Source organism: Haloplanus sp. GCM10025708 (assembly GCF_042663985.1).
In the GTDB taxonomy this organism is placed as follows: domain Archaea; phylum Halobacteriota; class Halobacteria; order Halobacteriales; family Haloferacaceae; genus Salinirarus; species Salinirarus marinus.
Window position 1 is genome coordinate 198,701 of sequence record NZ_JBHSZA010000011.1, and the last position, 25,071, is coordinate 223,771.

Sequence of the window (25,071 nt, forward strand, 5' to 3'; positions counted from 1 at the left end):
CTCAGACGCGGGCGTCCCAGTAGGAGACGGAGGCCAGTTTCTCCCCGAGGCCGGAGTCGAGGATGGCGCGGTCGAGGCCCCGGAACTCGTCGGCGATGTCGTTCGGAATCTTCCGGTAGAAGCCGTAGGGGAAGACGAAGTCGTGGGCCTCGTCGTCGAGGGTCAGATTCGAGTCGGAGAGCAGTCGCGTCACGTCGTCGCGGGAGTAGAGCCGCGACCCCATCGGCAACAGCCAGTTGTAGAGGACGCGCGTGCTCCGGTCGTTGAAGGTGTCGAAAAACACCTGCTCGTTCGAGACGCGGGCCATCTCCGTGAGGAACTTCACCGGCGTGTCCGCCAGGTGGAAAAACCGCATCGCGAAGACGGCGTCGAAATGATCGTCGGGGAACGGCAGGCGCGCCGCGTCCCCGCGCATGAACTCGATGCGGTCGTCGACGCCGGCGGCGCGGGCCTTCTCGCGTCCCTGTGACAGCATCGCCGCCGAGATGTCGAGGCCGACGATGTTCGCGCCGCGCTCGGCCAGCATCACGGTGAACCGTCCGGTCCCGCAGGCGATCTCGAGGACGTCTTTCCCCTCGACCGGCCCGAGCGCGTCGAGCGCCGCCTGTTTCTCTCGGCGGTCGATGAGCCGCCCGCCCTTCGAGAATCGCTTGGCGTCGTACTCCTGGGCGACCTCGTCCGCCTGGTACCACTCCTTTCCCTTCACGCTACGTCCGACTCTCGGCCCGAGGACTAAAACCGTACTGGAAGTCCCTCGCCGTCCCGACCGGCGTTGACGTTCGGATAGTTCCCCTCGCCAACGCCGGCGAGAACCGGACGTTCGTGAATATAATTCCCTTAAAGAATCCCGGTTCTTTTCACACATATGGAGATAACCTTTACCACGAGGCGCGGGACACGGGCGGGTATGAGCACCACCGCAGACGCGCCCCCGAGAGAACGCCTCTCCGAGACGGAGTACCGCGAGCGCCTCCGTGAACTGCCGCCCAGCGCCAAACTGGTCGCCAAAGTGCTAGAGGGCGACGCGCCGCTCTCGCAGGGCCGGCTCGCCGAGGAGACTCTGTTGCCGGACCGGACCGTCCGCTACGCCCTGAAGCGACTGGAGGAGTCGGACATCGTCGGCTCCCGGTACAGTTTCAAGGACGCTCGGAAACAGGTGTACTTCCTTCGGACGTAGCCTCGTCGGCCGTCTCGAACGGCTCCGCACACCAGGGACAGAATTCGAGCGTGGGGTCGATCTCCCTGCCGCAGGTCGGACAGGCGTCGGCGGCCCGCGCCGAGCTCGACGTCCGACTGGCGAGCTGATACGCGTCGAACGTGTTGAGGACGAACAGCACGACGAGCGGGACCGTCACCTCTACCGGAAGCGACGCCGGCGTCACCGTCTGCGGGTCCGCGAACGTCGCCACGAGGACGAGCCCCGCACCGAGGACGAACGTGAACCACGCGAGGGCGCGTCGCCACTCGCGGAGGTAAGCGTGTCCGACGCCCGCGATGCCGAGGACCGATCCGACGGCCCCGACCAGTGCGGCCATCAGCGCGCGGCGACGCATGTCCATCTCCAGTACCAGTCTCCCGCGGGATGGTTAACTTTCGGGTTTACGAGAGCTGCTCGACGAGCGACGCGAGCGTCGACAGGTCGTACTGGCCGGGGGCCGTCGCCTTCGCCGGATCGACCGGCGCGTAGCCGATCTTCGACCCGTAGACGGGCGCGACGGCCCGCGTGTGGCGGCCCGCCCGCCCCATCGCCATCGTCGCGACGTCGTCGCCGCGCCGGGTCGCCGCGTACGTCGCCGACAGGAGCGCCAGCGCGTCGCTCCGGTCCGTTGCCGTCACCGCGAGTTTGCCGACGTCGCCCCGCTCGGCCGCCTCCGACAGCAGCGCGGTCAGTCGGTCCTTCGGCGGCGTCGCGTCGAAGTCGTGGACCGAGGCGACGACCGAGACCCCCGGTTTCGGACGGCGGCGGCCGTCTCCGCGCCGGCGTCCGAGCGGAGCGACGTCAGTTCCACGTCTACGGCTTCGACGGCCTCGTGGTCGGCCGCCGTCACCAGGGCGTCGAGGCGCGCCGCCTCCTCGACTGTCGCCTCGCCGCCCTCCCACTCCGGGCGGTTGGTGACGACGAGCGGCAGGTCGCCGTCGTAGTCGTCGAGTTGTTCCCGCGGTCGGTCCGCGAGGTCCATCCGGAACTCCACGGCGTCGGCGTGGTCGCGCGCCGCCGGCTCCTCGTCGAGGTCCGCCGTCGCCGCCGCGAGGACGAACGAATCGAACTCCATGCACGCACACTTGGACGCGGACGCAAAACCGTTACCCGTCGCCGGTCGCCTCGCCGTCGCCAGCGCCGTCGACGGGCGCGTGGGCGAGTTCGTAGCGCCGCGCCGCCGCGGTCGACGTTTCGGCCACCGACTCGACGGCGTACAGGCGGATTCGGCGCTCCTGGTTCGTGACCACGGGGAAGTCGTAGTGGACGGCGTCGTAGTCGGCGTCGTGGTCGGCGACGAACGCGCGATGTCGGTCGAGTCTGTCGCGGGCGCGGCGTCGCGACGCCGCCGGCAGGTCCTCCAGGCGGGCGTCGACCGCGTCGAACAGGTCGCCGTCCAGGTCGTAGCCCACCGACTCCCGCCCCGCGAGCATCGCCGCCAGCGTCGTCGTCCCCGTCCCGACGAAGGGGTCGAGGACCGTCTCGCCCCGGACCGAGAACATCCGGATCAGTCGGAGCGGGACGTCGAGCGGGAACGCGGCCGACCGGTCGCGCCCCTCGGTCGCGAGCGTCTGATCCGTTCCCTGCACGGTCCAGAGGTCCGAGAACCACTCGTTTCGCTCCTCCCAGAAGAAGGCGCTCTCGTAGCGGGCGTCGTCGCCCGCCTCGTACGACCGGGGGTGCCCTTCCGGAAGACGAGGACGTACTCGTGTTCGAGCGTGACGTACGCGTTCGGCGGGAGCGTCCCCGACCCCATGAATTTCGTGAGGCTGTTCGTCGGCTTCCGCCAGAGGACGTCCGGGAGCGGCGTCAGGCCGCGCTCGCGGAGGGCGGTGACGACGCGGGCGTGATTCGAAAACTGCTGGAACTCCTCGCCGACGGAGCGGGTGGCGTCGCCGACGTTGACACAGACGATCCCGCCCGGCGCGAGCACTCGACACACCTCGTCCCAGACGGCGTCGAGCTGGTCGTGCATCGCCTCGAAGGCGGCGTCGCCGTCGCCCGCGTCCAGGGCGTCGCGGACCGACGGGTCCCGGGCGGCGAACAGGTCGTCCCAGATGTCGATCATGGGATACGGCGGCGACGTGACGACCAGTTCGACCGACTCGTCGGCGAGGGCGTCCATCGACGCGGCGTCGCCGGCGCGCAGGACGTGCTCGGTCCGCATTGGCGGCTTCTCCGCCCGGTGACAGGTAGCCGTTTCGGTGTTCGACGGTCGGCGTCGGGTAGCTACCAGTACGTCTCGCGCAGATGCGAGCCGACGCTCGACACCCGATCCGCGTCGTACGTCCAGAAGCCGTTCCACTCGTTGCGGGCTGTTTCGACGGCGAGGAGGGCGGCCGCGGTCGACGCCCTCGAGGGCGACGACCCACGAACGCCGTATCTCCTCGTCGTCGTGGCCGTGGACGTGGACGTCGATCTCCGGGGCGTAGTCCGGGACGCCGTAGAGGTGGACGTCGACGTCGCTCGACGCGAGGCGTTCGTAGACGCGCCGCGTTCCGCGTTCGTCCTCCATTCGCGAGAGGTGCTGGAAGCCGGTGTGGAGGACGCCGTCGTCTAGCTGCCGCGCCGTCGCCTCGATGTGACGGGACATCTCGACGAGCAATAGCTTCTCCCGGTTCGAGTCGGGATACCCCCGGACCGAGAACGTCAGTTCGTCGAGTCCCGCGAGGACGGTCGGCGTCGCCACCTCGTCGACGTCGCGCGTGCCGGTGATGTAGAGGTCCGAGTTGACGAGCAGGACCGTGTCCCTGACCGACTCCATCGTCGAAACGCCGAGGACCTCCTCCCCGTCCGAGAGGACGACGAGATTCGAGTCGGCGTCCTCCCGGGTCGCCTCCTCGATTCGAACCGGCTGATCCGCGAACAGCGACTCCAGCATCTCCTGTACCGCGTCGTGTTCGGTCCGGTTGACGACGGTCAGCGTCCGCTCAGCGTCCCCGGTGTGGCGAACGAAGTCGTCGAGGCGCATCCGTTCCCCACTGTGGGCCTCTCGCGGATAAAACCCCGCCGGGGCGGCGCTCGGCCCCGGCGACGCGACCGGTGAGTGAACTATTTGGTCGTCGCGCCCCGACTCCGGGCTATGACCGCGACGCGCGTCGTCTCGCTCGCCCCGAGTGCGACGGAGACGCTGTCCGCGATGGGCGTCGGGGACCGACTCGTCGGCGTCACGACACACTGCCCCGACGTGGCTTCGGACCCGGCCGTCGTCGGCGGCTGGCTCACCCCCGACTACGACCGAGTAGCGGCGCTCGACCCCGACCTCGTCTGCACCAGCGACGCCCTGCAGGCCGACGTCCGCGACGACCTGCGCGAACGCGGGTTTCGCGTCTCCCACGACGACGCGACGACCCTCGACGGCGTCCTCGACGGCTTCGTCGAACTCGGTCGGGCCGTCGGCCGCCCCGACGCGGGCGAACGCCTCGCCGCCGACGCCCGCGAGCGACTCGCCCGAATCGCTGCCCGCGTCGACGGCGCGGACCGCCCCGTCGTCTACTGCGAGGAGTGGTCGGATCCGCCGATGGCCGCCGGCAACTGGGTCCCCGACGCCGTCGCCGCCGCGGGCGGTCGGTATCCGTTCGCCGACTCCGGCGAGCGCTCTCGCGAGGTGGCCCGCGAGGCGGTGGAACGCGCCGACCCCGACCACGTCGTCCTCCACGTCTGTGGCCACGGCGCGAAGGTCGACGCCGCCCGGTTCCGCGATCGGGGGTGGGACGTCGACGCCGCCGTCCACGTCGTCGACGACGCCTACCTCAACCGTCCCGCGCCGACTCTGATCGAGGGCGTCGGTCGACTCGCGGACGCCTTCCACGGTGCCGGGACGGCGTGACGGCCGACGACCGGGACGGCGCGACCGGCGACCCCGATCACGGCCACTCGGACGCGGGACGACGCGCTTGCGGCCGCGTTCGGGCCGTTTCGTCCCGATCACTCGGTGTCGACGGCGTCGGGGTCCATCACGTTCTCGCGCGCGCCGGCGCTCTCGTCGACGGCTTCGGTGAGCGAGACGTTCAGCGCGAGCATCGAGACGACGCCGCCGACGACGGTGACGACGTTTTTCACCGCGTGGTCGAGGATGGCCGCGCCGAACGCCGCCGGCCCCGTGATGGGGGTAAGACCGGCGACGAGCAGCGTGAAGGCCGCCTCGTAGAGGCCGATGCCGCCGGGCGAGAGCGGGAGGACCTTGGCGAGGTTGCCGACGCTGACGGCGAAAAAGGAGACGGCGACGAGCGTCGTCGTCGGGAGGGAGACGGGAAACGCCGTGAGGACGATTGCCGCCGTCACCACGTCGAGCGTCCAGATGACGAGGCTGCTCGCGCCGATGCGGGTGAACGCGCCCCGACTGCCGGCCACTTTCTGGACGTCGCCGACGAACCGTTCCAGCACGCCGGCCACGTAGTCGGCGTAGGAGTCGGAGCTGAGGCCCGTGACGGCCCGCCGGACGAGGTTCGCCTCCGCGCGGGCGCTGACGACGATGGCTCCGACGGCGAGGACGGCGGCGGCTCCCACCGCCGTCGCGACGACGAGGGCGATGCGGGCGCTCCGGGGGTCGACGCCGACGACGCCGCCCGAGACGGCGGCCACGAGGTCGGCCGCGCCGCCGGTGGCGACGAGTCCGAGCAGGACCGTCCCAGCGAGGGCGGTGATGGTGAGCAGGTCGAAGACGCGTTCGATGGCGAGCGAGGCGAAGCCGGACGGGTAGGGGATGTCGCGCCGCGCTTTCACGACGTAGGCGCGGACGGCGTCGCCGGCGCGCGCCGGGAAGACGAGGTTGCCGGTCTGGCTGATGAACACCGCGCCCGTCAGGAAGCCGAGTCGCTCCTCGTAGCCGAGTTCGGCGAGGATGTCGCGGTAGCGCGCGCCCCGAAGCGGCCACGAGACGAGGTAGACGAGCGCCGCGAGCGCGACGAGCAAGGGGTCGGCGCTCTCCAGTTGCGTCAGCACCGCTTCGGGGTCGAGATACACCGTCATCAGCGCGAGGGCGACGAGCGTCAGGAGGATGCCGACGCCGACGGTCACCCTCCGGGAGATGCGCGGGCGGACGGAGAGCTGCCACCAGAGGCGGAGGATCTGGCTCCCCATCCCGAAGATGTCGCGGACCAGGTCGACTTTCGTGTCGCCTTTCGACTCCCAGTCGACGGGGAACTCCGCGACGGTGAGGCCGTCGCGCTGGGCGCGCACGAGCAGTTCCGTGTCCCAGAACCAGTGGTCGTCCTCGACGTCCTCGTGGAGCGTCTCGAACGCCTCGCGGCTCAGGGCCTTGAATCCGCACTGGTGGTCGCGCAGGCCGGATCGGAGGACGGTCCGCACGAGCAGATTGTATCCCCGACTCGGGACGCCGCGCTTGGCCGGGCGTTCGGCCCGACGGCCGGGCATCCACCGCGACCCGGTGGCGACGTCGGCGTCGCCCGAGCGGACGCGTTCGACGAGCTCTTCCAGGTGTCGCATGTCCGTCGCCAGGTCGGTGTCGAAGTAGACGAGGACGTCGCCGTGGGCGGCCTCGAAGGCGCGTTCGAGCGCCCCGCCCCGCCCCAGTCGCTCGTCGCTGTGGAAGTGGCGGACCCGGGCGTCCTCGCGGGCCATCCGGTCGGCGATTTCGGGCGTCCGGTCGTCACAGCCGTCTTCGGCGACGATGATTTCGAAGGCGTCGGCCGGGAGGAAGGATTCGAGCGTCGCTATCGTCGTTTCCACCGTCTCCTCGATCGTCCGCTCCTCGTTGTACGCGGGGAGGACGACGCTCACGTCGACCGACGGGGCGTCGCCCGCGTCCGCGGCCCCGGGACTACCCATTTGGCGTGACTGGGCCGCCGCGGCGTAAGAACTTTCTGCATCGGTGCGTCGCCCGCCCGTGTCGGCGACGGCCGCGCCGACGCCGAAGGAGCGAAGTTCCCGACGCCCGTAGACGCCCCCGTGCAAGAGTTCGAGCGCAAGCAACTGCTGGAACGCGTCAACCGGGACGGGGCGACCGTCGGCGCGCAAATCCCCGACTCCATCGAAATCCAGGGGAGGAAATCGACTTACAGCAGTTCGTCTTCGAGATCAAGCGCCGCGACACCGTTCCGACCGGGGAGCGCGACCGGGTCGAGCGGGCGAAAAAGAACCTCCGTCGGGAGCGCCTCCAGCGCGTCCAGCGCATCGAGGACGACGAGGTGACGTTCGCGGAGGGCGAGCGACTCGTCGAGTCGATCGTCGGCATCGACCGGGCGCTGAACGCCCTCGAACAGCTCCGCCCGGTCGACGTCGAACAGGAGGCCGAACTCCAGCAGGCCGCCGACCGCAAGCGCTGGATGCAGTTCCTCCGGCAGGCGCTCGGTCGCGAGAAGTCCTCGGGGCGGCGATGAGCCGGAACGCCGAAGTCGCCGACCGGTTCGAGGAGTTCGCCGACCTGCTGGAGGCCAAAGACGTGGAGTTCAAGCCCCGGAGCTACCGGAAAGCCGCCCGGAACGTCCGCGAACACCCCGACCCCGTCGAGCAACTCGCCGCGAAGGGGAAAGACGCCGTCAAGGAGATCGACGGCGTCGGCGACAGCCTCGCCGAGAAGATCCTCGAATACGTTCGAACGGGGGAGATAGCGGAACTCGAAGCGCTCCGGTCGGAGCTCCCGGTCGACATGGAGGCGCTGACGAACGTCGAAGGACTCGGTCCGAAACGCGCCCGGAAATTGTACGACGCCCTCGGCATCACGACGCTCGACGAACTGGAGGCGGCGGCGGAGGCGGGCGAGATCAGAGAGATAGAGGGGTTCGGCGAGAAGACGGAGCAAAACATCCTCGAAAACGTCGACTTCGCCCGCGAGTCACAGGAACGCGAACTGCTCGGCGACGCCCGCCCCGTCGCCGAGGACGTCCACTCGCATCTCTCCGCGGTCGATGCCGTCTCCCGCGTCGAGATCGCCGGCTCCATCCGTCGGTGGCGCGAGACCATCGGCGACGTCGACGCCCTGGTGTCGAGCACCGAGGGCGAGGCCGTCGTCGAGGCCCTCCTCGACTGGGACGACGTCGACGACGTCATCGAGGCGGGGCCGAAGAAAGCGAGCATCCGCGCCCGCGACATGCGGATCGACCTGCGGGTGGTCGTCCCCGAGGAGTTCGGCTCTGCGCTCCAGTATTTCACCGGGAGCAAGGAACACAACGTCCACCTGCGCAACGTCGCCATCGACCGCGACCTGAAGATGAACGAGTACGGCGTCTTCGACGTCTCGGACGTGGACGATCCGGACGCGGGCCAGCGCGTGGGCGAGCGCATCGGCGGCGAGACGGAAGCGGAGATGTACGCCGCCCTCGACATGCCGCTCATCCCGCCCGACCTGCGCGAGGACACGGGCGAGATCGACGCGGCCAGGAACGGCGAACTCCCCGAGCTCCTCGAAGAGGGCGAGATTCGCGGCGACCTCCACACCCACACCGAGTGGTCCGACGGCGACAACACCGTCGCGGAGATGGCCGACGCGGCGGCCGAACGCGGCTACGACTACCACTGCGTGAGCGACCACGCCACCGGCCCGGGGATGGTCGGCGGCGTCGGCGTCACCGACGACGAACTCCGCGACCAGATGGGCGAAATCGAATCGGTCGCCGCCGACGCCGACATCGAGCTGTTCGCCGGCGTCGAGGCCAACATCGACGCCGAGGGCGGCCTCTCCGTCGCCGACGACGTCCTGACCGACCTCGACGTCGTCGTCGCCTCCCCGCACAGCGACCTGAATCAGGACCGCGATGCGGCCACCGAACGCCTCGTCCGCGCCGTCTCTCACCCCTCGGTCGACGTCCTCGGCCACCCGACGGGACGGATGATACACAGCCGTGAGGGCCTCCCGGTCGACCTCGCCCCGGTAGTGGAGGCGGCCATCGAGAACGACACGGCCCTCGAAATCAACGCGAGTCCGTTTCGCCTGGATCTGAACGGCGACGCCGTCCGCGTCGCCGTCGAAGCGGGGGCGACCGTCGCTATCAACACCGACGCCCACCGGCCGTCCGAACTCGCGAACGTCCGCTACGGCGTCCACACGGCGCGTCGCGGGTGGGCCGAGACGGCGGACGTCCTCAACGCCCGCGACGCCGACGGCGTCCGCGAGTTCCTCCATTGAGACTCCTGCTGGACGCGATGCTCGGCAAACTGGCGACGTATCTCCGCATCTGCGGCCACGACGCCGCCTACGCCCTCGATCGAGGGGTCGAAGCCGACGACGCCGTCGCCGACCTCGCCGCCAGCGAGGGCCGGACGTTGCTCACGCGCGACGAGTCACTCGCCCGCGACGTCGACGACGCGATTCTCCTCACCGCCCGCGACGTGGGCGAGCAGTTGCGCGAACTCTCCGCCGCGGGCGTCGACGTGTCGATCGCCGACCCGCCGCGCCGGTGTGGGCGATGTAACGGGCCGCTGGATCGCGTCGCGGCGGCCGTGGACCTGCCGACGTACGCGCCCGACCCGGCGGACACGGGCGTCTGGCGATGTCTCGACTGCGGACAGTGTTTCTGGAAAGGAAGTCACTGGGACGACGTGCGGGAACGGCTGCCGGATTAGTCGGATCGGGAGGTCCACTGCTCGCAGGCGTCCATGTCCTCCATGAGCCCGTCGTGGTAGTCGCAGTAGGGCTGGATTCCGCGGTCGGTCTGGACGTACTCGAAATGTTCGCAACTGCCGCAGTAGCGGTCGGCCTGGGTCGAGGAGCCCCACTTGCCGCCGGAGGCCGAGGGGCCACTACCGGAGGCCGAGGGGCCACTACCGGAGGCCGAGGGGCCGCTCCGATCGCTCGCCCCACTCGCGTTCGACCGAGCCTCCGAACTCCCGGACATCACTTCAGCGCCGCCATCGCCCGACGCGTCCAGGGGCGACTGGATGTCGTTCGCGCTCGCGCCGCCGTCGCTGACGTGGGCGTCGGTGAGCCCCGACGTGGAGCGGGCAGTGCCGCCGGAGACGCCGACGCTCCCCCGCTGGAGTTCCTTCCGATCGACTTCGACGACGCGCGTCTCGCCCTGCCGGGTCACCTCCATGGTGACGGTGCCGCCGGGATCGTTGCGCGTCTTGAAGTTCGCCACGCCGACGAACAGACACCAGAACGTCGTGATCGTCCCGAGGAAGTAGACGCTCACCGTCGGGAGGGTCAGATTCGGAAGCCCGGCCGCGCACTGTGCGCCGGACCACTTGCACGGATAGGCGTGGGTGAACAGGGCGACGCCGAGGACGGCGATGCTGGCACCGATCCCGGCCGCTGCCTTCGTGTTTCGACTCGACGGTAACACGGCGAAGACGCCGAGAAACACCGCCGGCACGCCGACGCCGGCGAGGATGCCGCCGTACTCGCGCACCTGAAGCAGGGACGCGCCCCCGCTTCGCATCACGTCCGTCGCTGCGACGACGATGCCCGCGACGACGAGCGCCGCCCCGACGAGGAACAGCCCTGTCCCCGCATACAGCCGTTTTGGGCCGACGTCACCGTCGCCTTGCCCGTGGTAGACCTCCCCGAGACTGGTCATGGTCGGGAGTACGCGAGCCTCCCACAAAACCCTACGTCAGACGAGCGCATGACGGCGCGCCGACCGGTCTACGCACCGGATAGCTGACGGACCGCCCCGGCGTCGATCCCGACCGACGTGGGTCGAAGGGATTAATGTCGGTGGTGCAAAACTCACGGGTATGGCTGACGAGGAGGAATCCGAGGGTCCCGTGGTCGAACTCGGCGAGGGCGAGCCGGTCGAAGGTGCGCCGATCGCGCGGGTCGCGTCCCGGTTGACGTGGCCCCAGGAGAACAGCTCCGTTCGGGAGAAGGAGGGCGACGCCGTCATCCGGACGCCGGACGGCCCGCGCGACCTCGACGAGGTGCTCGACGAATCCGACGAGACGTATTTCGAGTCCCGGCAGGAGTTCGTGCGCGAAGTACGGGCCATCGTCGGATCCGGCCCGGTCCAGACGGCAGAGTAGGTCGTGTTCGACGGCGGAGTACGGGAGTCCGTGATTCGGACACGGCTCTCGCGCCTCTCGTGGGTTCACCGCTCCCTGCTCGCCGGACTCGTCCTGACCGTCGTGTGGACGGCGTGGACCGTCCCCACCGACGACCTCCGCGCCCGCGCCGTCCGCGATTCGGTGGTCTTCGTCCTGTTGCCGTCGCTGCTGGCGCTCACGCACGGCCGCGACCTCGGCTGGCGTCTCGACTGGCGGGTGGCGCGGAACACGCTCTTGCTCGCGGCGTTCGTCTGTCCCTTCTATCTGGTCGGCTCGTCGCTGCCGACCATCCGCGCGTACTACCCGATGTGGGAGACCAACACCGCGCTGGCGGCGTTCCTCCCCCACGCGCTCGCCCAGTTCGTCGTCGCCGCCGCCGCGGAGACTTACTACCGGGGGCTTCTCTGTGTCGGCGTTCGCGACATCGGCTTCAAGAGCGTCTTCATCAGCCCCGTCGTCTACGCCTTCCACCACCTCAGCAAGCCGCCCGTCGAACTTCTCCTCTCGGGGCCGGCGGACGTACTCTTCGGGGCCGTCGACTACAGGAGCCGCTCCATCGTCCCCTCCGTCGTCGCCCACGGGTTCGGTCTCGCGCTGCTCGACTGGCTCGTGTTGCATCCGCCCCTCCTCTCGCCGGAACTGGTCGTCGGCTGGCTGTCGTGGCTGCCGGTTCCCCTGTAGCCCGCGTCCGTCGACGGTCCGAGCGGAGTGGGTCGCCGAGCGCCGTGCCCTTGTGCCCCGCCACGCGCCGGGACATTTAGGGCCGGCGGCGTCCCACCTACGCGCATGGTGCTCCCGTTCGACCCCGAAGAAGTCGCCTCGGACGACGTCGGCGAGAAGCGCGCGACCCTCGAAATGAACCACGAGGACGCCGTCGAACACGTCCGCGAGGTGTTTACGGACGCCGGATTCGGCGTCCCCGTCGAGTTCTCGGTCTCGGACCTGCTGAACGAGAAAGTGGACGCGGGACTCGACCCGTACTACGTCCTCGGCGCGTGCAACCCGAACATGGCCGCGCGCGCCCTCGACGCGAGCGAGAAGCGGATCGGGTCGCTGTTCCCCTGTAACGTCGTCGTCTGGGAGGAAGAACCGGGCGTCCAGACCGTCTACCACGTCAGCATCATGAAGATCGCCCGACTGACCGGTATCGCCCCCGACGACGAGGCGATGGCCGACGTCGTCGCCGACACGGGGGCCCTCGTCGAGGAAGCGTACGGCAACCTCAGGCCTGCTGCCGGGCGAACGCCGCCACGCTCGCGACGCGCTCTGGACGGTCCGCGCTGGCCGATACAGACGACGACGGACGCCGGCAGCCAGACCGAGGATTTCGGCAGCCAGACCGAGGATTCGGCAGCCAGACGGGGATGCCAGGGACGCCGACGTCGGAGCGGGACCCCTCTCGATCCGCGGCCTCAGGAGAAGTCGGTGAGGCTGGACTGGCGACCCGCGACCATCGTCGATTTCCGACGCAGCGCCGTCGTGGCGACGGGGAGATGTTCGGCGACGCCGCGGACGGCGTCCTCGAACGTCTCCGCCTCCCCCTGTCGCCGTCGAAGGCGTGCCGGACGGCTTCGCGGACCTGCCAGACGCCGACCGGACCCCAGTAGTCGTCTGAGACGTGTCGGAGGACCAGGCAACTGGCCTGTCGCCCCACGTCGTCCAGGTGTTCGAGGACGGCCAGCCGGGCGGCGTGGTACGCCCCCGCCGTCTCGTCGACGTAGCCCGTGCGGCCCTCGTAGCCCTCGTAATCGCTCGCCAGCCACGTCCCCGCTTCGGGGTCGGGATTCCAGACGCTCCCGGGCGCTTTCATCTCGACGAGTTCGAACTCCCAGTTACCGGGTGCGAGCACGACCCAGTAGGCGTTGCCGACGAACTCGTTGCGGTAGACCTGAACGGCGTCGACGCCGGGGTTGTCGCGGACGCGCCCGCGGAGGTACCGGCCGACGGTGTCGTCGACGGCGGTGATGGACCACCGCGTCGGGACGAGGCGACGGGCCTCGCTCCGGCCGAGCGCGCCCGCCGAGAGGATTGTGTTGACGTCGTAGACGTCGAAGCCGCGCCGGTAGAGGTAGTTGATGGCTCCCTCGGCGCGCCAGTCGTCGTCCTCGAGCGTCTTCTTCACGGGGCGGGGCACGTGCGGATTCTCGTCGAGGGCGGCCGATCGGGCCGTGGCTCGCGGTCCCGTCGGCGTCGTCACGTCGTCGACGTCGAAGTCGAGTTTCGGATCGTCGGCCAGACCGATTTCGACCTGCACCGGACGGTCGGCGATGGCGACTTCGCGTCCGACGCCGACGAAGCCGTCCCAGGTGTCGTGGACGTTCACGGGCGCGGCGCGACTGGAGTTGAGGAGGCTCGTCCGCCGGCGGAACACCTCCGGGAGGTCGACGCCCTCGTCGTACCACGCGCCGCTGGTGGCGAATTTCCCCGCCCGCTCCTCGTTGCCGACGGGCGAGAGGATGCCCGCCGAGACGTTCGGATAGTTCGACCGGCCGACGAAGATCGAGGGCGAGACGCTGCCGAACGTCGAGTCGCCCTGGACGGTCTCCTCGAACCGCTCGCGAAACGAGTCGAGGTGGTCGACGACGGCGTAGGACTTCTCCTCGGCGAGGCGGCGACGCTCCGCGCGTTCGTTTTGCTCTATCTCGATGAACTCGTCGAGCCGCATTCGCCCGGCGATACGGGCGGACCGGGCTTCAACGTTCCGCGAAACAGTCGGGGTGCGAAACGATTGCGGGACGTCCTAACTATGGATGCCCATCGCTTCGATCTGTTCCTGGTATCGGTTGCGGATGGTGACTTCGGTCACCTGGGCGACGTCGGCGACTTCGCGCTGGGTCTTTTTCTCGTTGCAGAGCAGCGAGGCGGCGTAGATCGCGGCGGCGGCGTAGCCGGTCGGCGACTTCCCCGAGAGCAGGCCCTGTTCGGCCGTCGTCTCGATGATCTCGTGGGCTTTCGACTGGACCTCCTCGGAGAGTTCGAGCTCCGAACAGAACCGCGGGACGTACTTCTTGGGGTCGACGGGCTTCATCTCCAGCCCGAGTTCCTGGGAGATGTAGCGGTACGTCCGGCCGATCTCCTTGCGCTCGACCCGCGAGACTTCGGAAATCTCCTCCAGCGAGCGGGGGATGCCCTCCTTCCGGCAGGCGGCGTACAGCGCGGAGGTGGCGACGCCCTCGATGGAGCGGCCCCGAATCAAGTCCTCGTTGAGCGCGCGTCGGTAGATGACCGACGCGACTTCGCGCACGGAGCGGGGGACGCCGAGCGCGGAGGCCATGCGGTCGATCTCCGAGAGCGCGAACTGGAGGTTGCGCTCGCCGGCGTCTTTGGTGCGGATGCGCTCCTGCCACTTGCGCAGGCGGTGCATCTGGCTTCGTTTTCGAGAGGAAATCGAGCGCCCGTAGGCGTCCTTGTCCTTCCAGTCGATGGTCGTCGTCAGCCCCTTGTCGTGCATCGTCTGCGTCGTCGGCGCGCCGACGCGGGACTTCTCCTGTCGTTCCTGGTGGTTGAACGCCCGCCACTCGGGACCGGGGTCGATCTGGTCCTCTTCGATGATGAGGCCAGTTTCCTCGTGAATGAGTTCGCCGTCGGCCGTCCTGACGAGGTCCTCCGGATCTAAGTCGTCGAGGTCGACGTCTTCGTCTTCAGCCTCCTCGTCCTCGCCCTGCCATCGCGTCCGTTCCTCCCGCTGGCGGGTGGGCCGTGTCATCGCGTTTTTATAATCGTGTTTCCAGTCGACTTAAAATCTGGGATGAGCCACTTAATGATATCTCGTCGGCTGCGCGTACGAACGGCGGCGTCGTCACGAAACGCCGGCGAACACCTACGCCGACGTCGCCCGAAGCGTCGGCGAACACCTACGCCGACGTCGCCCGAAGCGTCGGCGAACACCTACGCCGACGTCGCCCGAAGCGTCGGCGAACACCTACGCCGACGTCGCCCGAAGCGTCGGCGAACACCTACGCCTCGCCCTCGCCGTCGGAGAGCGAACGGCCTTTGGTCGGGTCGCCCGGATTCGGGAGTAATGCCACTCATCGAGTGCGACCCCGAGGAAGCCAGGCGACGTCTGGAGGCGGCAGGCGTCGAGGTGGCCGCCGGCAACACGGAACACGAACGCTGGCGGGCGGAACGCGGCGACGCCGTCGCCGTCGCCTACGACGAGAAGGTGGTCGTCCAGGGCGCGCGCCCGTCGGATCTGACGGCGCTGCTCTCCGACGCGAGCGGGCGCGCCCACGTCTACTTCGACGGCGCGAGTCGGGGAATCCCGGCCCGGCGGCCGTCGGATGGGTCGTCGTCACGAGCGACGGCATCGTCGACGAGGGGAGCAGTCGCATCGGCGAGACGACGAACAACCGCGCGGAGTACGAGGCCCTCCTCCGGGCGCTCGAAGTCGCCCGCGACTACGGCTTCGACGAGATCGACCTCCGCGGCGACTCCGAACTCGTCGTCAAACAGGTCCGCGGCGAGTGGAACGTGAACGATCCGGGCCTGCGCGAGCGCCGCGTGCGAGCGCGAGAACTCCTCGACTCGTTCGACCGCTGGTCGCTGGAACACGTTCCGCGAGAGATAAACGACCGCGCCGACAGACTAGCCAACGAGGCACTCGACGATGGCTGAACTCCCACAGGACGTGGTGGACGAGGCGGAGCGACTCACCCGCCTCGCCCGCGACGCAGTCGACGAGAGCGAAGCGGCCGCCTACGAACGCGAACGGGCGTCGATGCTCGCCGAACACGACTTCACCGCCCGCATCCGCGAGGAGGACGACACGCTGGTCCTCCACCCCGAGGAGTGGGTCGAAGACGGCGTGATTCGCGTCGAGCGCATCGAGGACGTCGACCGCGGCATCGAGGTGTCACTCGCCGGCGCGGGCGACCCGGACGACTGGGACGCGGTCGAGGAACACAACGCGGCCGTCGTCGACGCCGTCGCCGCGGAGGCGGGCGAGATACACGCCGAAAACGCCCGCGCGTTCGCGGATTTCATGGGCAACCACTACGCCAAGCGCATCGAGCGCGCGACGGCCGACGAACTGCAGGAGTTTCTGGACGAGTACTACCCGCGGAACGCGTGGCCGTCCGACGAGCAACGCGCGGTGATAGCGCAGTCGCTCGAACTCGCGTTCGACGCCGCAAAAACCGAGATGCCCGAGTTTACAGCTGTGCGTCGATGAGGTCACGGACCTCGTCTGCCCGGGAGTCGTCCGTGACGAATTTCGAGAGGACCCACTCGAGGCGGTCGAGGACTGCCTCGTGGCCCTCGTCGGTCAGTTCGTACTGATTGGTCCGCTTGTCGAGTTCGCTCTTCTCGACGAGTCCCATCTCGACCAGGTCGTCGAGGTTGGGGTAGAGACGGCCGTGGTTGACTTCCGTCCCGTAGTACGATTCGAGCTGCCGTTTGATGGCCAGCCCGTACATCGGTTCCTCGGAGAGGATCACGAGGATGTTCTGCTGGAACGCGGTGAGGTCGCGAACGATGCCCGGCTCGCTGCTGACTGTTTGTGCCTCTGACATGCTTATGAAAATGTCATCCTTCTATTTAACGCTTCTCAACTCAGGTCAGAAGTAGCCGTTCAGGGCGCTATTCGCTGTTTTATAACTTCCCCGGTTTCTAACGTATCGCGAACGAGAGACTCGTGGCTGTCTCGACGCCCGGACGTTCCACCCCGAGTTCCTGTCGGGCAACTACCTCGTTCTCGGGGCTTGATAGTGATACGCGTTTCCCTTGCGGACGATGCGAAAGGACTATCTTCGGCTTCTGGGGATGTATCCACATGGTGAACCTCTGGGAAGACCTCGAACCCGGACCGAACCCCCGGAAGAGATCTACGCGGTCGTCGAGTGTCTGAAAGGCGAGCGCAACAAGTACGAGTACGACAAGGACATCCCGGGCGTCGTGCTCGACCGGGTGCTCCACAGCAACGTCCACTACCCGTCCGACTACGGCTTCATCCCCCAGTCCTACTACGACGACGAGGACCCCTTCGACGTCCTCGTCCTCGTCGAGGACCAGACGTTCCCCGGCTGTGTCGTCGAAGCCCGTCCCGTCGCGCTGATGAAGATGGACGACGACGGCGAACAGGACGACAAGGTCATCGCCGTCCCCGTCGAAGACCCGCGCTTCGACCACATCGACGACCTCGACGACCTCCCACAGCAGACCCGCGACGAGATAGACGAGTTCTTCTCCACCTACAAGAACCTCGAAGAGGGCAAGGAAGTCGAGACGCTGGGGTGGGAGGACAAGGCGGCCGCGAAAGACGCCATCGAACACGCGATGGAACTCTACGACGAGACGTTCGCCTGACGGCGACGGTCCGATTCCTCCCGGTTATCACGTTCCGTCCGGCGATGAATTATGCGCATGAGTAATCTTTTTCACCGCGTCGCCCGTAGTTTCGGCCGTCATGAGCGCTTCTCGTCCCCACCCCGGCGTCCGCCACGTCACCGTCGTTCCGGCGAACTACTCCCCGGAAGACGACGACGTGAACGACGCCAATGGGACAGACCGCGAGTGAGCGCCCGGTTCGCTGCGGCGGTTTCGGGCGCTCGGTGACTACAGGTAGCTCGTCAGTTCGGAGAGCGAACGGATCGTCAGATCCGGCGCGGGACCGAACGGGTCCTCGGGCGAGTCCTGTCGATCGAGCCAGATTCCCTGCATTCCGGCGCTCATCGCCCCTTGAACGTCGAATTGGCCGTTCCCCACGTGCGCCATCTCGGTCACGTCGGCGTCGAACTGCTCGGCCGCGTACTCGTAGAGTTCGGCGGCCGGCTTGAACCGCCGTATCTCGTGGGCGCTGATCGTCCGGGAAATGAACTCCTCGGTATCGGTGGTCCGGAGTAACGAGTCGATCATCGACGGGTTGCCGTTCGTGACGATTCCGAGTTCGTACCCCGCGTCGCGCAGTTCGGCCATTCCGTCCCGGACGTCGTCGAACGGCCTCATCTCGTGGTAGACGGCGGTCATCTCGTCGAGCACGTCCGCGGACGGCGCGATGCCGTCGGCTTCGAGGAGATATTCGAGGGCGTCGCGGTGCAGCTCGTAGTACGACTCGTAGCTGCCGGTGAAGTTCGCGACCATGCCGTAAGTGGCCGCCCGGGAGTGCCACCTCCGAGCGAACTGTTTCGGATCGTCGACGTACTCTTCGACCGCCGTCGCCGTGGAGTCGACGTCGACCAGCGTGCTGAACGAATCGAACGTAATGACGGTTACCCGGCTCGGGTCGAAGCCCATGTGTGGCTCTCGTCGGCACGGCGACTTCGTTCTTCCGTCCACGGGTTCCGAACGACGGCCGGTCGCGACGGCCGGTCGCACAGATCCGCTCGAACGGCGGCCAGCGCCCGACTCGGACACACCCTTTTTAAGCCGTTGGGGATTAGGGCCCTGTAATGGCTCAGTGTGAGGAGTGTGGCAGGCACGAGAATCTCCCGTACCAGTGCCGGCGTTGTGGCGGGACTTTCTGCGCCGAACACCGACTCCCCGAGAACCACGACTGTCCCGGGCTGGAGGACTGGAACGACCCGTCGGGCGTCTTCGACAGCGGGTTCGACGACAGCGTGGAGGACGTCGGTGGCAGCGGTCCGGGCGTTCTCGACCGACTCACGGGTACCGGCGGCGTCCTCGGGTACTTCCGGGGCAACGTCGCGTACCTCTTTCTCGCGCTCATGTGGGTCACGTTTCTCGGACAGCTGGTTCTCGGCCCGGTTCTCCAGCAGTATCGGCTCGCACAGACGCTGTTCGTCCTCGAATCGTCGCATCCGGAGTACGTCTGGACGTGGCTCACCTCGATTTTCGCTCACGGCGGCATCTACCACATCGCCGGCAACAGCATCGTGCTCTACTTCTTCGGCCCGCTTGTCGAGCGCTACGTCGGCTCGAAGCGGTTCGCCCTCCTCTTTCTCGTCAGCGGAGTGGCCGCCGGCCTCGGGTTCGTCGCGGCCAGTCTCCTGCTCGCTCCCGGAACCACCGTCTCCGTGGTCGGTGCCAGCGGCGCGATCTTCGCCGTCCTCGGCGTCCTCACCGTATTGAACCCCGGGCTCAGGATCTACCTCTACTTCATCATCCCCATCCCGCTCTGGCTCTTTACCATCGGCTTCGCCCTGCTTTCGATCGTCTTCTTCCTCTCGCCCGGCGCGGCCGCTTCCTTCGGCATGGGGAACGTCGCCCACCTCGCGCACCTCATCGGCCTCGTCATCGGCCTCGCGTACGGCGAGCGCGTCAAGGGTCAGCGACAGGTGCCGGAGAAACTGTCCTTCGGTGGTCCCGGTGGACCGGGCGGCCCCGGTGGACCGGGCGGACCCGGACGGCGGTGATCCCGATGGACCCCGCTCGCCCCGAGTTCGTCCCCGACCCCAGCCAGTCGCGCGAGGAGATGGAGGCGCTACAGACGCGCGTCGCCGAGGCGGCCGTCTTCGAGGACGACTTCGCGTTCGACGTCGACGCGGTGTCGCTCGCGGACGAGGCGTCGCTGGACGGCGATCGCCCCCTCGTCGCCGGCGTCGACCAGGCGTTTCTCGACGATCGGGCCGTCTCCGCGATCGTCGTCATGCGCGGCGGCGAGACGGTCGAACGCGCCCACGCCGTCACCGACCTCTCGATCCCCTACATTCCGGGCCTGCTCTCCTTTCGCGAGGGCGGGCCGATTCTCGCCGCGTTCGAGGAACTCGACTGCACGCCGGATCTCGCCGTCTTCGACGGCAACGGCCGCATCCACTTCCGGCAGGCCGGCCTCGCCACCCACCTCGGCGTCGTCCTCGACGTGCCGAGCGTCGGCGTCGCGAAGAGCCTGCTCTGTGGGACGCCACGGGACTCCCTCGACGACCGGCCGGCGGGGTGGCGCACGCCCGTCGTCGTCGAATCGGACGACGACGTCGACGCCCCCGACGGGACCGTCATCGGCTACGCCTACCAGTCCCGACAGTACGACTCGAATCCCGTCATCAACCCCCTGTTCGTCAGCCCCGGACACCGCGTGTCGGCCGAGACGGTCGTCGATATCGTCTCGCGCCTCGGCGGCGGGTACAAGCTTCCCGAACCGACGCGTCGGGCCGACGAGTACGCCGACGACGTGAAAGCGCAGTATTCGGCGTAGCTTACGCGAGTCTCGTCGGGTTCGGTGACGACGCCTTCGGCCGCCGGGAACCGACACGGGCTTGGCGACTCGTCGCGACGTCACTCACATGCGCGAGTCGTTCCGGGGCGAGGTTCTGTACGCACTCTCGCCGGACGAACTGGACGAGGACGGGCTCACGGACGAGTTACGGGAGTTGGCCACCGCGGAGTCGGGCCACGTGCTCGTCTGCCGACGGGGCGGATGCCCTCGTGGCCGGCCCGACTCCTGCGTTCGTCCGCCGCGACCCGATCGAGGCAGTGACCATCGTCGCCGACGAACCCGTCGACGTCGGCGAGCAGATCACCGTGCCCGTCGAGGAGACCCCGCTCTCCGGCGTCTATCGGGCGACGTGTTCCCCACAGGTCGAGTAGCGACGACTCCACACCGCCGCCCCCGCTGGGAGCGTCGCATCCGCGCTCGGCGGCGATCCGGAAAGAACGCACAGTTAACTGTCCGCCGTCCGACCTCGGGATGTGCAACCGAAGACGGTCCTCATCACGGGTAGTTCGTCCGGCATCGGTCACGCCACCGCCGAGGCCTTCCTCGACGAGGGGTGGGAGGTCTACGCCACCGCGCGCAACCCCGCCGACGTGCAGGCGCTCGGCGACCGCGGCTGTACCATCGCGACGCTCGACGTGACGGAGGACGACGACGTCGACCGCGTCGTCGACCGAGTGATCGAGGAACAGGGGCGCATCGACTGCCTCGTCAACAACGCCGGCTACGCCCAGTTCGGCCCACAGGAAGACGTCCCGACCGACAGCGTCCATCAGCAGTTCGACGTCAACGTCTACGGACCCCACCGCCTCACTCGGGCGGTCCTGCCCCAGATGCGCACGCAGGGGTCGGGCACCGTCGTCAACGTCTCCAGCGTCGCCGGCCGCGTCTCCTTCCCCGGCGGCGGCGTCTACTGTGGGTCAAAGTTCGCGCTCGAAGCCATGAGCGACGCCCTCCGGAGCGAAGTCGAGAGCCACGGCGTCGACGTCGTCCTCGTCGAACCCGGTCCGGTGGACACGCGGTTCACCGAACGCGCCGAGCGCGAGGTCGAGGACCTCGACCGCTCGGGCGCGTACGACGCCTTCTACCGCACCTTCGAGGACACGCAGGCCATCGGCGGCGGCGGCCCGTGGGCCGTCTCGCCGGACCGCGTCGCCGAGGCGGTCCTCGACGCCGCGAGCTCGACGAAACCGCCGGCGCGCTACCCCGTCGGAACGGTGGCGAAGGTGGCCGTCCTCGGGCGGTTCGTCCCCGACGCGTTGCGCGACCGCCTGTTCCGACTGGTCGAGCGACTGTCGTAGCGCGAGCCCGTCGCTGCTCGCGTTGCCAGCCGTAGACGGCGAGGGGTAGAAGGGCAGATACGTCAACGCGCCCACGGCGAGCGCCCGGAACGCAGCGTTCTCCTCGCCGCGCCGCTCGGCGTCGGTGTAGACCCGGTACGCCGTCGCGAACGGGACGACGAGGAAACAGCGGCCGAGTATCAGTAGCTCCGGGCCACCGGGGAGTCCGAACTGGAGGGGGCCACTGGCGCGAACACCGGCGAGAGAGTCCGCCCTTCCGAAGCGACGCCGCGGTCAGTCGAGGCAGGCGGCGACGACGCGAAGCGCCTCCTCGCCGCGCACCTCGTCGGCGAGCAGGGGGACGCGCTTGACGTCGCGGCCGCGAAAGAGCGCCGTCGCTCGGCCGAGCGCCTCCTGCTGGACCTGCCAGCGCCGCTGGCAGAACTCACAGTGGTCCAGGTCGGGAGCGACGACCCACTCCGAGTCGACGTCGGCGACGTCCGCGAGGTTCTCCATGACGCGGTTGACGACGAGCGTCTGGACGGGAATTCCGAACTCGTCGAGGCGGGAGACGAGTCGTTCGGATTCGACGACGCTCATCTCCTCGGGGATCATCACCACCCGGAAGTCGGTCCGGTCGGGGTCGCGCAGGACCGTCCGGAGGCGTTCGATGCGCCCCCGGAGTTCGTCCAGCCCCGGTGTTTCGTCGCCGCCTTCGCCGCCGAACGCGCCCTTGAGCCCCGCCATCATTCCGGAGAACTTCTCGCGGAGCGAGAGCAGTTTACCGACCATCGAGTCGAGCACTTCGGGGAGTTCCAGCAGTCGGAGGGTGTGGCCCGTCGGCGCGGTGTCGATGACGACGCGGTCGAACCGGGGGTCGTCGAGGTGGTCGAGGAGCTGGCGCATCGCCGCCGCCTCGTCCGCACCGGGCATCGTCCCGCCCATCAGGGGGTCCAGTCCCTCCTCGCCGAGCATCTCGCCCATCTCGCCGAGGCCGCCCAGCGGATTTTCCTCCCCACCCTCGCCGAACAGCCCCTCTTCGAGGGCGGCGTCGGGGTCGATTTCGGCCGCGAACAGCGGCATGTCCTCGCGGATGCGCGTCGGCGACGAGGGGATGGACGTATCGAGCGTGTCGGAGAGGGAGTGTGCGGGGTCCGTCGAAACGACGAGCGTCGGCGTCCCGTCGGCGGCGCTGGAGAGCGCCGTCGCCGCCGCCATCGTCGTCTTGCCGACGCCGCCTTTTCCGCCGTAGAGGACGTACTCCGGCGCGTCGACGCCCGCCGGGAGGTCCGTCGTCGCCTCGACTTCGATTTCGGTCGGGCCTCCCTCGCCGCCGGTCGGCCCGCTGTCTCCGCTCGCTTCGTCGTCGACGGGGTCGTCGCCGTCCGTCTCCTCGACGGGTTCGACGTCGAGTTCGGTCATACCGGAGCGAAGCGGCCGAGGTTGGTGTATCCGTCGGTTTTAGAAGTAGTCCGCCAGTCGTTCTGCGGCCTCCGTCGCCCGCGGCGTCACCAGCGCGAACCGAATCCAGTCCTCGTGGGCCGTACCGAAGGTGTCACCGGGCATCCCCGCGACGCCGGCCTCGTCGACGAGGCGTTCGACGTTCGAGAGCGTCCCGGGGAAGCCCTCGAACTTCGCGAGGACGTAGAACGCGCCTTCGGGCGTGGTGTACTCCGCACCGGCGTCGTCGAGGGCGTCGGTGAAGGCGTCGATTCGTTCGCGGAGCAGTTCCCGCGACGCCTCGTAGTAGGAGGGGTCCGTCTCCCGGAGCGCCCGGAGGACGGCCGTCTGTGCGGGCCGACTGCCGGTGACGTTGACCAGCATGTGGCGCGTCTTGGCTGCCTCGACGAGAGCCGGCGGGAAGACGGCGTAGCCGACGCGAAAGCCGGTGATGGCCATCGACTTCGAGTAGGCGTTCGTCACGACGCAGTTGGGCGAGGAGAGCGAGAGCGCGCTCGTGAACTCCCCGCTGAAGTCGAAGTGGTCGTACACCTCGTCGCTCACGAGGAGGGCGTCGTTGGCTTCGGCGACCGCGGCCAGCGCCCGCATCGTCTCGGCGTCGTAGACGGCCCCCGTGGGGTTGTTCGGGGAGTTGACGACGATCGCCGCCGTCGCTTCGCTCGCCGCCTCGCGGAACGCGGCCACGTCGAGGTGGCCGTCGCGTTTCGTCGGCACCAGCGTCACGTCCGCGTCGAGCATCCCCGCTTTCCCCGGGTAGTAGGGGTAGACCGGGTCCGTCAGCAGCAGTTCGCTCCCCGCGCCGCGTTCGAGCGCGCGCGCCATGGCGAGGTAGTTCGCCTCGCCCGCGCCGTTGGTGACGATCACCCGCCCGACGTCGACGTTCCGACGGGACGCGATTTCCTCGCGGAGTTCCTGCAGGCCGTCGCTCGGCGGGTACTGGAACGCGTTGGCGTCGGCGTCGGCGTACTCCCGCAGGCCGTCCCGCAACGCTCCGGGTGGCTCCCAGTCGGGATTCCCGCTCACCATGTCGATGACGTCGCGGTCCGCGGCCGCCGCGTACTGCATGACGTGAAAGAACAGCGGCGTGTCATACTCCATATCCGCACCTCGGCGGGCCGATAGTTGCGTCTTTCGCTCGTGACTACTCGTCGTCCGAGAGTTCGGCGAGTTCCGCGGCGACATCCCTGACGTGTCGTCGATGCTCGGCGGAGAGATTCACGTCTCGGGCCGCGTCCAGCTGTGCGTTCACGACGGCGTTCTGTTCGGCTCCCCACTCCTCGGGTGGAGTCTCTCTGATACGCCTCGCCCAGCTCTTGACTGCTTGGAGCCGTCGCTCGCGGTCGCGCTCGTGTTTCGCCGCGAGTTCGTCACGCACGTTCGAGTCGATCATACTCCTCCTCGACGTCTAACTTCTCGGCCCACTTTTGGAGGCGCTGGTCACTAAGTCTTTTCTCGAAGAGCGTGTAGAGGTGTACGGCGTCTTCGAAATCCTTCTGTGCGCCGAGATATAGCTTGTACGCGATCTGTAGTTCGAGCGGGCCGATCGGTAATGTTTCGCCGCCGATGCGGGCCGTAATCGCGTGTCTCAGTGACGCCTCGTCGAACTCGTCGCGGACGAATTTGACTTCGAGATGGGGAGCGACCTGACCGTCCGGGGCGACCCAGATGTTGTCGCCGTTCGAGAGCATCCCGTACAGGTTATCGAGCGGCATCGCTGGTCCCCAGAACCCACGTGCGGCGAGTTCGGAACGCAGGGCATCGGCGGTTCCGGCGTCGATGGGCTCGATGAGGACGTCGATATCCTCCGTGGCACGCGCGCGACCCGTGAGAATCGCGACGTAGCCGGAGACGTATACGTGTTCGATGCCGAAATCGTCCAGAATCGACGAGAATTCGAGCGCGAGTTCGTCGAGCTGATTCGGCTCGCGCTCCACGACGAGGACGTCCCCTCGGAGGTCGATGCCGCCCATACTTCTCACTCTCCTTGCTCGGGATTAAGTCCCCGGGCTCCCCCGAGACGGTATCCGACGAGTGGGCCCGAAACGACCGGTGCCGCAGTGGAAACGCTTGAGTCCCGGGCGGGC

At 68.3% G+C, this 25,071-nt stretch carries 22 protein-coding genes and 7 pseudogenes; 15 read left to right on the top strand and 14 right to left on the bottom strand.

The genetic code is table 11. The annotated features are described in order from the left end of the window. Position 1: 1 nt before the first annotated feature. Entirely contained in the window at positions 2-706 is a 705-nt protein-coding gene (locus ACFQJD_RS04010) for a class I SAM-dependent methyltransferase (RefSeq protein WP_379796325.1), read from the bottom strand. 201 nt (positions 707-907) lie between these two features. Here ACFQJD_RS04010 and ACFQJD_RS04015 point away from each other — a divergent pair, with 201 nt between their 5' ends. Continuing rightward, positions 908-1,177, top strand: a complete 270-nt coding sequence (locus ACFQJD_RS04015) for a winged helix-turn-helix domain-containing protein (protein ID WP_379796326.1) — start codon at positions 908-910, stop codon at positions 1,175-1,177. Here the strand turns inward: ACFQJD_RS04015 and ACFQJD_RS04020 are convergent. The 3 genes and pseudogenes from ACFQJD_RS04020 to ACFQJD_RS04030 form a co-directional block, all read right to left on the bottom strand. Further along, positions 1,137-1,559: a DUF7575 domain-containing protein gene (locus ACFQJD_RS04020; RefSeq protein WP_379796328.1), complete on the bottom strand. Its 423-nt coding sequence runs from the start codon at positions 1,557-1,559 to the stop codon at positions 1,137-1,139. The genes ACFQJD_RS04015 and ACFQJD_RS04020 overlap by 41 nt on opposite strands. A 40-nt stretch (positions 1,560-1,599) precedes the next feature. Further along, positions 1,600-2,273 (bottom strand): annotated as a pseudogene (locus ACFQJD_RS04025) (type I 3-dehydroquinate dehydratase). 31 nt (positions 2,274-2,304) lie between these two features. Continuing rightward, positions 2,305-3,365: pseudogene (locus ACFQJD_RS04030) on the bottom strand (DNA-methyltransferase). Positions 3,366-4,280: 915 nt separating this feature from the next. Between ACFQJD_RS04030 and ACFQJD_RS04035 the strand changes: the two are divergent. Further along, positions 4,281-5,027 (top strand): cobalamin-binding protein, encoded by a 747-nt coding sequence (locus tag ACFQJD_RS04035; protein WP_379796331.1) that lies wholly within the window; start codon positions 4,281-4,283, stop codon positions 5,025-5,027. A gap of 98 nt (positions 5,028-5,125) precedes the next feature. Here ACFQJD_RS04035 and ACFQJD_RS04040 read toward each other — a convergent pair whose 3' ends face one another. After that, positions 5,126-6,988 (bottom strand): flippase-like domain-containing protein, encoded by a 1,863-nt coding sequence (locus ACFQJD_RS04040; protein WP_379796333.1) that lies wholly within the window; start codon positions 6,986-6,988, stop codon positions 5,126-5,128. A gap of 120 nt (positions 6,989-7,108) precedes the next feature. Here ACFQJD_RS04040 and ACFQJD_RS04045 point away from each other — a divergent pair. The 3 genes and pseudogenes from ACFQJD_RS04045 (at position 7,109) to ACFQJD_RS04055 (ending at position 9,721) form a co-directional block, all read left to right on the top strand. Further along, positions 7,109-7,539 (top strand): annotated as a pseudogene (locus ACFQJD_RS04045) (DUF5788 family protein). Then, positions 7,536-9,284: a DNA polymerase/3'-5' exonuclease PolX gene (polX, locus tag ACFQJD_RS04050; RefSeq protein ID WP_379796335.1), complete on the top strand. Its 1,749-nt coding sequence runs from the start codon at positions 7,536-7,538 to the stop codon at positions 9,282-9,284. Before ACFQJD_RS04045 ends, polX begins: the two are co-directional and overlap by 4 nt. Further along, on the top strand, positions 9,281-9,721 hold the full coding sequence (locus ACFQJD_RS04055; RefSeq protein WP_379796338.1) for a Mut7-C RNAse domain-containing protein: 441 nt from the start codon (positions 9,281-9,283) through the stop codon (positions 9,719-9,721). The genes polX and ACFQJD_RS04055 overlap by 4 nt, the downstream gene beginning before the upstream one ends. Here the strand turns inward: ACFQJD_RS04055 and ACFQJD_RS04060 are convergent. Beyond that, positions 9,718-10,674 (bottom strand): DUF7139 domain-containing protein, encoded by a 957-nt coding sequence (locus ACFQJD_RS04060; protein ID WP_379796340.1) that lies wholly within the window; start codon positions 10,672-10,674, stop codon positions 9,718-9,720. The genes ACFQJD_RS04055 and ACFQJD_RS04060 overlap by 4 nt on opposite strands. Positions 10,675-10,834: 160 nt before the next feature. Between ACFQJD_RS04060 and ACFQJD_RS04065 the strand changes: the two genes are divergently transcribed. The 3 genes and pseudogenes from ACFQJD_RS04065 to ACFQJD_RS04075 all read left to right on the top strand — a co-directional run. Further along, positions 10,835-11,119 carry a DUF5789 family protein gene (locus ACFQJD_RS04065; RefSeq protein ID WP_379796341.1) on the top strand — a complete coding sequence of 95 codons (285 nt, stop codon included), beginning with the start codon at positions 10,835-10,837 and terminating at the stop codon, positions 11,117-11,119. 30 nt (positions 11,120-11,149) lie between these two features. Then, positions 11,150-11,821, top strand: coding sequence for a type II CAAX prenyl endopeptidase Rce1 family protein (locus tag ACFQJD_RS04070; RefSeq protein ID WP_379796343.1), 672 nt, complete (start codon positions 11,150-11,152; stop codon positions 11,819-11,821). A gap of 105 nt (positions 11,822-11,926) precedes the next feature. After that, positions 11,927-12,364, top strand: a pseudogene (locus ACFQJD_RS04075) (DUF302 domain-containing protein); the annotation flags it as partial. Positions 12,365-12,552: 188 nt separating this feature from the next. Here the strand turns inward: ACFQJD_RS04075 and nreA are convergent. After that, positions 12,553-13,805: pseudogene (nreA, locus tag ACFQJD_RS04080) on the bottom strand (DNA repair protein NreA). Positions 13,806-13,880: 75 nt separating this feature from the next. Beyond that, the gene (locus ACFQJD_RS04085) at positions 13,881-14,846 is read right to left on the bottom strand and encodes a transcription initiation factor IIB (RefSeq protein ID WP_379796345.1); all 966 of its coding nucleotides are present in this window, start codon (positions 14,844-14,846) and stop codon (positions 13,881-13,883) included. Between the two features lie 315 nt (positions 14,847-15,161). Here ACFQJD_RS04085 and rnhA point away from each other — a divergent pair. Continuing rightward, a pseudogene (rnhA, locus tag ACFQJD_RS04090) lies at positions 15,162-15,754 on the top strand (ribonuclease HI). After that, positions 15,747-16,310, top strand: coding sequence for a DUF7108 family protein (locus tag ACFQJD_RS04095; protein WP_379796347.1), 564 nt, complete (start codon positions 15,747-15,749; stop codon positions 16,308-16,310). Before rnhA ends, ACFQJD_RS04095 begins: the two are co-directional and overlap by 8 nt. Here ACFQJD_RS04095 and ACFQJD_RS04100 read toward each other — a convergent pair. Beyond that, complete coding sequence (locus ACFQJD_RS04100) at positions 16,291-16,650, bottom strand: PadR family transcriptional regulator (RefSeq protein ID WP_379796349.1); 360 nt, start codon at positions 16,648-16,650, stop codon at positions 16,291-16,293. The genes ACFQJD_RS04095 and ACFQJD_RS04100 overlap by 20 nt on opposite strands. A 260-nt stretch (positions 16,651-16,910) precedes the next feature. Between ACFQJD_RS04100 and ACFQJD_RS04105 the strand changes: the two are divergent. Further along, a pseudogene (locus tag ACFQJD_RS04105) lies at positions 16,911-17,443 on the top strand (inorganic diphosphatase). Between the two features lie 249 nt (positions 17,444-17,692). Here ACFQJD_RS04105 and ACFQJD_RS04110 read toward each other — a convergent pair. Next, positions 17,693-18,370 (bottom strand): haloacid dehalogenase type II, encoded by a 678-nt coding sequence (locus ACFQJD_RS04110; protein WP_379796351.1) that lies wholly within the window; start codon positions 18,368-18,370, stop codon positions 17,693-17,695. A gap of 155 nt (positions 18,371-18,525) precedes the next feature. Here ACFQJD_RS04110 and ACFQJD_RS04115 point away from each other — a divergent pair, with 155 nt between their 5' ends. The 4 genes from ACFQJD_RS04115 (at position 18,526) to ACFQJD_RS04130 (ending at position 21,547) form a co-directional block, all read left to right on the top strand. Beyond that, positions 18,526-19,449, top strand: a complete 924-nt coding sequence (locus tag ACFQJD_RS04115) for a rhomboid family intramembrane serine protease (protein ID WP_379796353.1) — start codon at positions 18,526-18,528, stop codon at positions 19,447-19,449. 5 nt (positions 19,450-19,454) lie between these two features. After that, complete coding sequence (locus ACFQJD_RS04120) at positions 19,455-20,228, top strand: endonuclease V (RefSeq protein ID WP_379796355.1); 774 nt, start codon at positions 19,455-19,457, stop codon at positions 20,226-20,228. A gap of 230 nt (positions 20,229-20,458) precedes the next feature. Next, entirely contained in the window at positions 20,459-20,620 is a 162-nt protein-coding gene (locus ACFQJD_RS04125; RefSeq protein WP_379796357.1) for a DUF7526 family protein, read from the top strand. A 102-nt stretch (positions 20,621-20,722) separates the two neighbouring features. Beyond that, complete coding sequence (locus tag ACFQJD_RS04130) at positions 20,723-21,547, top strand: SDR family oxidoreductase (protein WP_379796360.1); 825 nt, start codon at positions 20,723-20,725, stop codon at positions 21,545-21,547. A gap of 273 nt (positions 21,548-21,820) precedes the next feature. Here ACFQJD_RS04130 and ACFQJD_RS04135 read toward each other — a convergent pair whose 3' ends face one another. Genes ACFQJD_RS04135 through ACFQJD_RS04150 form a run of 4 tightly spaced genes read right to left on the bottom strand, consistent with a single transcriptional unit; the run spans position 21,821 to position 24,957 of the window. After that, positions 21,821-22,948 carry an ArsA family ATPase gene (locus tag ACFQJD_RS04135; RefSeq protein ID WP_379796362.1) on the bottom strand — a complete coding sequence of 376 codons (1,128 nt, stop codon included), beginning with the start codon at positions 22,946-22,948 and terminating at the stop codon, positions 21,821-21,823. 39 nt (positions 22,949-22,987) lie between these two features. Further along, positions 22,988-24,085: a pyridoxal phosphate-dependent aminotransferase gene (locus tag ACFQJD_RS04140; protein ID WP_379796364.1), complete on the bottom strand. Its 1,098-nt coding sequence runs from the start codon at positions 24,083-24,085 to the stop codon at positions 22,988-22,990. A gap of 43 nt (positions 24,086-24,128) precedes the next feature. Then, complete coding sequence (locus ACFQJD_RS04145; RefSeq protein WP_379796367.1) at positions 24,129-24,377, bottom strand: hypothetical protein; 249 nt, start codon at positions 24,375-24,377, stop codon at positions 24,129-24,131. After that, a complete protein-coding gene (locus tag ACFQJD_RS04150; RefSeq protein WP_379796370.1) occupies positions 24,355-24,957 on the bottom strand; it encodes a hypothetical protein in 603 nt (200 codons plus the stop codon). Before ACFQJD_RS04150 ends, ACFQJD_RS04145 begins: the two co-directional genes overlap by 23 nt. Positions 24,958-25,071 lie beyond the last annotated feature (114 nt).

Excerpts from the sequence above, each read along its gene's own strand:
- ACFQJD_RS04015 (WP_379796326.1), top strand. The coding sequence starts at position 908 with ATGAGCACCACCGCAGACGCGCCCCCGAGAGAACGCCTCTCCGAGACG.
- ACFQJD_RS04020 (WP_379796328.1), bottom strand. The coding sequence starts at position 1,559 with ATGGACATGCGTCGCCGCGCGCTGATGGCCGCACTGGTCGGGGCCGTC.
- ACFQJD_RS04035 (WP_379796331.1), top strand. The coding sequence starts at position 4,281 with ATGACCGCGACGCGCGTCGTCTCGCTCGCCCCGAGTGCGACGGAGACG.
- ACFQJD_RS04040 (WP_379796333.1), bottom strand. The coding sequence starts at position 6,988 with ATGGGTAGTCCCGGGGCCGCGGACGCGGGCGACGCCCCGTCGGTCGAC.
- polX (WP_379796335.1), top strand. The coding sequence starts at position 7,536 with ATGAGCCGGAACGCCGAAGTCGCCGACCGGTTCGAGGAGTTCGCCGAC.
- ACFQJD_RS04060 (WP_379796340.1), bottom strand. The coding sequence starts at position 10,674 with ATGACCAGTCTCGGGGAGGTCTACCACGGGCAAGGCGACGGTGACGTC.
- ACFQJD_RS04065 (WP_379796341.1), top strand. The coding sequence starts at position 10,835 with ATGGCTGACGAGGAGGAATCCGAGGGTCCCGTGGTCGAACTCGGCGAG.
- ACFQJD_RS04085 (WP_379796345.1), bottom strand. The coding sequence starts at position 14,846 with ATGACACGGCCCACCCGCCAGCGGGAGGAACGGACGCGATGGCAGGGC.
- ACFQJD_RS04095 (WP_379796347.1), top strand. The coding sequence starts at position 15,747 with ATGGCTGAACTCCCACAGGACGTGGTGGACGAGGCGGAGCGACTCACC.
- ACFQJD_RS04100 (WP_379796349.1), bottom strand. The coding sequence starts at position 16,650 with ATGTCAGAGGCACAAACAGTCAGCAGCGAGCCGGGCATCGTTCGCGAC.
- ACFQJD_RS04110 (WP_379796351.1), bottom strand. The coding sequence starts at position 18,370 with ATGGGCTTCGACCCGAGCCGGGTAACCGTCATTACGTTCGATTCGTTC.
- ACFQJD_RS04115 (WP_379796353.1), top strand. The coding sequence starts at position 18,526 with ATGGCTCAGTGTGAGGAGTGTGGCAGGCACGAGAATCTCCCGTACCAG.
- ACFQJD_RS04120 (WP_379796355.1), top strand. The coding sequence starts at position 19,455 with ATGGACCCCGCTCGCCCCGAGTTCGTCCCCGACCCCAGCCAGTCGCGC.
- ACFQJD_RS04135 (WP_379796362.1), bottom strand. The coding sequence starts at position 22,948 with ATGACCGAACTCGACGTCGAACCCGTCGAGGAGACGGACGGCGACGAC.
- ACFQJD_RS04140 (WP_379796364.1), bottom strand. The coding sequence starts at position 24,085 with ATGGAGTATGACACGCCGCTGTTCTTTCACGTCATGCAGTACGCGGCG.
- ACFQJD_RS04145 (WP_379796367.1), bottom strand. The coding sequence starts at position 24,377 with ATGATCGACTCGAACGTGCGTGACGAACTCGCGGCGAAACACGAGCGC.
- ACFQJD_RS04150 (WP_379796370.1), bottom strand. The coding sequence starts at position 24,957 with ATGGGCGGCATCGACCTCCGAGGGGACGTCCTCGTCGTGGAGCGCGAG.